This is a genomic window from Endozoicomonas ascidiicola, from assembly GCF_001646945.1.
GTDB classification, from domain to species: domain Bacteria; phylum Pseudomonadota; class Gammaproteobacteria; order Pseudomonadales; family Endozoicomonadaceae; genus Endozoicomonas; species Endozoicomonas ascidiicola.
Map to the genome: position 1 here is coordinate 806,608 of NZ_LUTV01000002.1, position 6,137 is coordinate 812,744.

Consider the following 6,137-nt stretch of genomic DNA (forward strand, 5'->3'; position numbering starts at 1 on the left):
AAGCACATACCCAGAAGTATGCATATACCCACTCAAGCCCCCGAGCCTTAGCTGATACTAGGCAGCTCTATCTTCCGGCATATCGCCAGTCAAAATGATCTTGTCATCCAGGCTTAATCCGCCTCTTTCCATAGCGGAAGCTATACGGAATAGAAATGGTTTGAACTGACTAATGCCACTCGTTAAAAATGCTTGCAGAAGGAAGTTTACAGTCTCACCTGCAGTTATGAAACTATTGTCACGGGCTCCAGCAAGTGCCACAAACATAAGTCTATAGATCATTTCCTTTTGTTTTTCACTTACGTTCGAGTCAGTAGATTGCGATAAGATATGATCGTACATCGCTTTTATTTTATCCACTTCGTGAGAATGAAGGTTCTTGAAAAGAGAATCTTTATGTTGGCCTGTAATGTTTATGAACTTGATTCTATCAAGATTGTCCTTCTCAATTTTCACCATTTCTTTTGAGGTTATATTTTCTTTGTCCGCTGTGAATGACTGTACCTTTTTGATGGCATCTTTTAAGAAGCCAATCTCATTACGACCTATTTTCAGGCTATTTCCCAAATCAATCAGTGTAATCTCAATTTTACCACCGGGTTTCAAGGCTACCATGATATTACCTGAATGCAGATCCCCGTGAATCCATTGGTGTTTGATCATAACCTGATTCCATTTTTTGCTGACCTGCTCAGTTATTTCCTTTCGTAATTGCTCCGATTCATCTTTCCAGGAATATTCGTTGCTGACTGGCTTACGGCCAAAGCATTTTTCAAATTCTTGTTCGAAAAGAGATGGATTCGTGTTGAGCTCAGCCAGTGTATGCCCCTCTGCTCTCTTCATAATCAAGAGATCGCTGTGGTCAGGGGCAGTAGATCCAATGGTTTCAGGAACGGTGAATGTCAGCTCCACCTTGTTAGTGGGGTGTTCGCGTGTGTCTACGTTGTAACTTCCATACTCATAACTGGTTTTTACAGATGTATCTGTTGATAGGACGGCTTTTCTATATGCATCAAGTTTTGCATGTTCAGAGTTTAAATTGCACTCATCGTTAAATGCCTCCAGAGTGGAGTTGATAACGGGTTTGTGTGTCTTAGGTGCAAAGTACGTAAATAGCCCCAGCGATTTGGTGCCAACGGCAATCTGGAACTCGGTATTTGGTGACATTATCTTAGCTACCGCTTTATTATTGTTTTTGTCGGTAATCTCATAGCATGATGCAATGGTGCCAGCCCCAAGACATTCCCCAACGGTATATTCTCCTTTATAACGCTCATTCAGTATTTTTTGGGCTTTGTCTTTCGTCATATCATTGGTTTTGGTGTCATCAAGAATGGCCTTTACTGCCTTGGTCATCTCTTTAATAAGCCGCTCTTCCGCAGGCGTAAAAGTATCTTTTTTATAGGGAAACTTTAAAAGATCTTGCTTGACAAAGCGCTCAATTTTGCGGGTGCTGGATAATTCAGGCTGCATGATTTTTGCAAATACTGGCCCAAGATTATTAATAATAGAGTTCAGTTGTTCAGGGCTATTGATAGGCTGATTTTTAACTGCATGTTTTATAAAGTAATTAGCCAAAATAAAAACTTTAATGACAGCTCTGCAGAAAATAGAAATATTGCGCGGAATGTTCTTTATCGACTGCCATAAGCTCTTTTTAGCGATTGGCTCTACAGAGACTTCCTTGCCTGAAAATGCCGCCTTACTGGCTTCCCTCTTTATCTTTTTTTCTGTAACTGAATGGTTTACTAGAAATTTTGTTGCTGGTGTTGTTGTTGAGTGTGCAGCTGGTAATGACATAATTAGCTCCATTAGACCATTTAAATTGGTTGTAATGGAACTTGAGATATTAGTTCTTATTAAAAGTTCAAAAAAACATAATAAAGCCTCATGATTATAGAAACTTAGAATAACCTGATTTAAAATCACGATAGAAGAACTGATACCCAGCGCCAAGGATGCGATCATTAGAGCATCGACGATTCCCCCGCTGCGGAGCAGGGTAGTTATCATTATCCATTTCCACTTCCAGTTTTTCACCAAGCCATTGCAGTATTTCATGCATTGTGACTGGGTGACCGTCCACACCAAGATAAAGCTCATCAACATCAAAGCCGTTATCATCTCGTTGAATTAGGTGCGCAATAATGCCCGCCGCGTCTTTCATGTGAATACGGTTACTGAAGACTTCCGGAGATTTCGGGCAGCCCTGCCCTTTTTTTGCACGGTCAATTAATCGGCTTCGGCCCGGACCATATATTCCACCAAGTCGAACGGTGGTGCTTTTTAAAGGCGACAGGTTTAGTAGGTTTTCGGCGTCCAGCATGATTTTGCCGGTGAACTTAACCGGTTCGGTTTTAGAGGCTTCATTGACCCACTCACCTTTGCTTTGATGGAAGGTGCTGGTGCTGGAAGTAAAGAAAATTCGACGAGGAGCGTAATTGTTATCTTCCAATCGTTGAATCACGTTTTGCAGGCCATCAACATACGCTGAACGATACTGCTCTTCGGTACCGCCATCTGACGATGCAGAGTAGACCAGATAATCAATGTGCTTTGGCCATGAACCTAGTGCTTCTATCTCGAATAAGTTGCCTTTAATAGGCTTTACACCCGCAGGCAGTTTGGAAATATCCCGGCGCAGTCCCCAGACATCAAAAGCATCCAGAGCGAGCAACTGCCGCGCCAGTTCACAACCTACATCACCGCAACCGGCAATCACCACATTGAGCTTTTTCATAGCACTGCTCTATCAGTTGATATAATCTCTGTAAAAATCATAATGGCCAAGCGCATAATACTGTTAATATATACTGTGTTTATTAACAGTATTATGCGCTAGGTCATTACATTCGGCACAACCGGCGCCCAGAAAGTTGATTACGCTATGACACTGACAGAACTTCGCTACATTGTCACCCTTGCTCAGGAGCAGCACTTCGGGCGTGCCGCCAGTAAGTGCTACGTCAGCCAGCCAACGTTGAGTGTTGGAGTGAAAAAGCTGGAAGACGAGTTGGGGGTCGCACTGTTCGAACGAACGCGCAATGCGGTTCGCGTGACTCCAATGGGCGAACTGATTATTGGTCAGGCGCAAAAAGTTCTGGAAGAATCAGCAACCATCAAACAGTTGGCAAAAACCGGGCAAGATCAGTTGAGCTCTCCACTTCGAGTGGGAGCCATTTACACCATCGGGCCCTATTTGTTTCCGCACCTGATTCCACAGTTGGCTCAAAGTGCGCCAAGTATGCCGCTTTATATCGAAGAAAACTTTACAGCGGTACTTCGTCGTAAGCTTCGGCTGGGTGAACTGGACGTCATTATTATTGCCTTGCCGTTTAATGAGCCGGATGTTTTGACTAAGCCACTTTATGATGAACCGTTTAAAGTGCTGCTGCCCAGTGGGCACCCATGGGAAGAGCAGGAAAGTATTGATCCTGCCGATCTGGCAGAAGCCGATTTATTAATGTTAGGGGAAGGCCACTGTTTTCGTGATCAAATTCTTGAAGCCTGCCCGGTTCTGGGCAATAAAAAAGAAGGCGACGGAAGTGGTATAGAAGCGACATCTCTGGAAACCATCAGGCACATGGTAGCTTCCGGGATGGGCATCAGTGTTCTACCACAATCAGCCATAGTTGATCATCACTATGCGCCTAACTTGCTGACAACTCGGCCTTTCCGTGCACCTTCACCGGGTAGAACCGTGGCCTTGGCATGGCGAGCCAGTTTTCCTAGGCCCAAAGCCATTGACGTTTTGTCTGACGCACTTCGGCAATGCTCAATAGCTCAGTAAATGCTCATAGCCAGTAAATGTTGGTTGGTAAACGACAGTGAATATAAACCGATCATTGAATGATATTTCTGTCACCACCTTAAAAGGTGTGGGCAGTGCTTTGGCCGATAAACTGGGCAAGATCGGCATTCATTCGATTCAGGATTTGTTGTTCCATCTTCCCATGCGTTATCAGGATCGAACCCGGGTTGTTCCAATTGGTTCACTTCAACCAAATAGCGATGTGGTTATTCAGGGTAAGGTACTTGCTTCTGAAGTGGTTATGGGCAGACGACGAAGTCTTCTTTGTAGGGTAAGCGATGGTACTGGTTCAATCAGTCTGCGGTTTTTCCACTTTACCGCTGGGCAGAAAAACAATTTAAAGCCTGGGGCTGAAGTTCGTTGTTTTGGTGAGCCTCGCCGAGGCGCTACTGGTTTTGAGATTTATCATCCGGAATACAAAGTGATTCAGCCGGATGCACCGATAGATGTAGAAGAAACCTTAACACCGGTTTATCCAGCCACTGAAGGGCTAACTCAGCAGCGTATCAGAAGCCTTTGTGAGCAAGCTTTATCGCTGCTTGCTAATGAAGATTCGTTGCAGGAATTATTGCCTGATACCATTCGTCAGAAGTATCGGTTGAGTCCTTTGGTGGCTGCCGTGAAATTACTGCATAAACCGCCACCGGATATTTCCACAGAGCTTTTGGGTGAAGGTCGGCACCCCGCTCAACAACGCCTAGCTTTTGAAGAATTACTTTCTCATAACCTGAGCCTGCAACAGCTTAGAAAACGAGTGCAGTCTATAGGTGGCTTTGCCATGCCACCTAAAAGCCAGTTGACGGATAGTATGCTGGAGCAACTGCCGTTTTCTCTGACAGGGGCTCAGCAGCGGGTGATGAATGATATCAGTCAGGATATGTCGGCTATTCAACCAATGCTGCGCCTTGTGCAGGGTGATGTGGGCTCGGGTAAAACGGTGGTAGCTGCGTTGGCCGCATTACAGGCGGTAGAAAACGGTTATCAGGCTGCCGTTATGGCGCCGACGGAGATTTTGGCAGAGCAGCATCAAATCAACTTTGCTAACTGGTTGAAACCACTTGGCATCTCTATGGTTTTTCTATCTGGAAAAACAAAGGGGAAAAAGCGGCAGGAAGTGCTTGAACAGATTGCGAACGGCGAAGCATTAGTGGTTGTTGGAACCCATGCATTGTTTCAGGATGAAGTGCATTTTCACAAACTGGGGTTGGCCATTATTGATGAACAGCATCGCTTTGGCGTTCATCAGCGCATGGCATTGCGCAAAAAAGGTGAGAAAAATGGCGGCCTGCCTGATCAGCTAATCATGACGGCGACACCGATACCAAGAACGCTGGCCATGAGTGCCTATGCTGATTTGGACGTCTCCGTGATTGATGAGCTGCCACCGGGCAGAACCCCAATAAATACCGTCGTGATTGGTGATGATCGTCGCAGCGAGGTAATGCAGCGGCTAAAAACAGCCTGTCTGGAAGGCCGTCAGGCGTATTGGGTGTGTACTCTGATTGAGGAGTCCGAAGCGTTGCAATGTCAGGCGGCTGAAGTGACTGCTGAATTGCTGAAAGAAAACCTGTCAGAATTATCCATAGGGCTTGTTCATGGGCGAATGAAATCGGCGGAAAAAGTCGAGGTGATGAAAGCGTTTAAAGAAGGTCATCTCCATCTGCTGGTGGCTACCACCGTGATTGAAGTGGGCGTTGATGTTCCCAATTCCAGTTTGATGATTATTGAAAACCCCGAACGTCTTGGCCTTGCCCAGCTACACCAGCTTCGTGGTCGGGTTGGTCGTGGTAGTGTGGCCAGCCATTGCCTGTTGATGTATCACGCTCCGTTATCCCGACAGAGCAAAGAACGTTTGCAGGTAATGAGGGATTCCAGCGATGGTTTTGTGATCGCTGAAAAAGACTTGGAATTAAGAGGTCCGGGAGAAGTTTTGGGTACAAGGCAAACCGGCCTAGCACAGTTTCGAGTGGCTGATCTTGAACGTGACGGTGATCTGATGGAGTCTGTACGCAATGCAGCCCGTGAATTGATTGAACAGTCGCCAGAGTGCGCTGAACCATTGATTAATCGCTGGCTTGGGCGGGGTGAAGATTATGCTAATGTCTAATTGTGAGTTGAGCAGAAAGCAACCAGAATCGACAGTGTTTAATCAGTCATGTATATGATTTTGAAAGGGGCTTATTCGAGCCGATTTTGCCGCAGGGTGGCGGAGGTCTATGGCTAACATACAACCGTCATTCAGCACCTGTATCAGGAATAAATTTCTTGGTACGGTCGCCCAAGGATTGAAATGATCGTTAACTGCCTCTCCTGCAAACCAACAACA

At 45.6% G+C, this 6,137-nt stretch carries 4 protein-coding genes; 2 read left to right on the forward strand and 2 right to left on the reverse strand.

Annotation, left to right across the window (positions count from 1 at the left end):
- Positions 1-57: 57 nt before the first annotated feature.
- Together AKL11_RS07360 and AKL11_RS07365 are read right to left on the reverse strand one after the other, a co-directional pair.
- On the reverse strand, positions 58-2,013 hold the full coding sequence (locus tag AKL11_RS07360) for an AarF/UbiB family protein (RefSeq protein WP_172807250.1): 1,956 nt from the start codon (positions 2,011-2,013) through the stop codon (positions 58-60).
- Entirely contained in the window at positions 1,895-2,740 is an 846-nt protein-coding gene (locus AKL11_RS07365; RefSeq protein ID WP_067515928.1) for an SDR family oxidoreductase, read from the reverse strand. The genes AKL11_RS07360 and AKL11_RS07365 overlap by 119 nt, the downstream gene beginning before the upstream one ends.
- Before the next feature lie 147 nt (positions 2,741-2,887).
- Between AKL11_RS07365 and AKL11_RS07370 the strand changes: the two genes are divergently transcribed.
- Entirely contained in the window at positions 2,888-3,790 is a 903-nt protein-coding gene (locus AKL11_RS07370) for a hydrogen peroxide-inducible genes activator (RefSeq protein ID WP_067515929.1), read from the forward strand.
- Positions 3,791-3,833: 43 nt separating this feature from the next.
- A complete protein-coding gene (recG, locus tag AKL11_RS07375; protein ID WP_095210254.1) occupies positions 3,834-5,918 on the forward strand; it encodes an ATP-dependent DNA helicase RecG in 2,085 nt (694 codons plus the stop codon).
- Positions 5,919-6,137 lie beyond the last annotated feature (219 nt).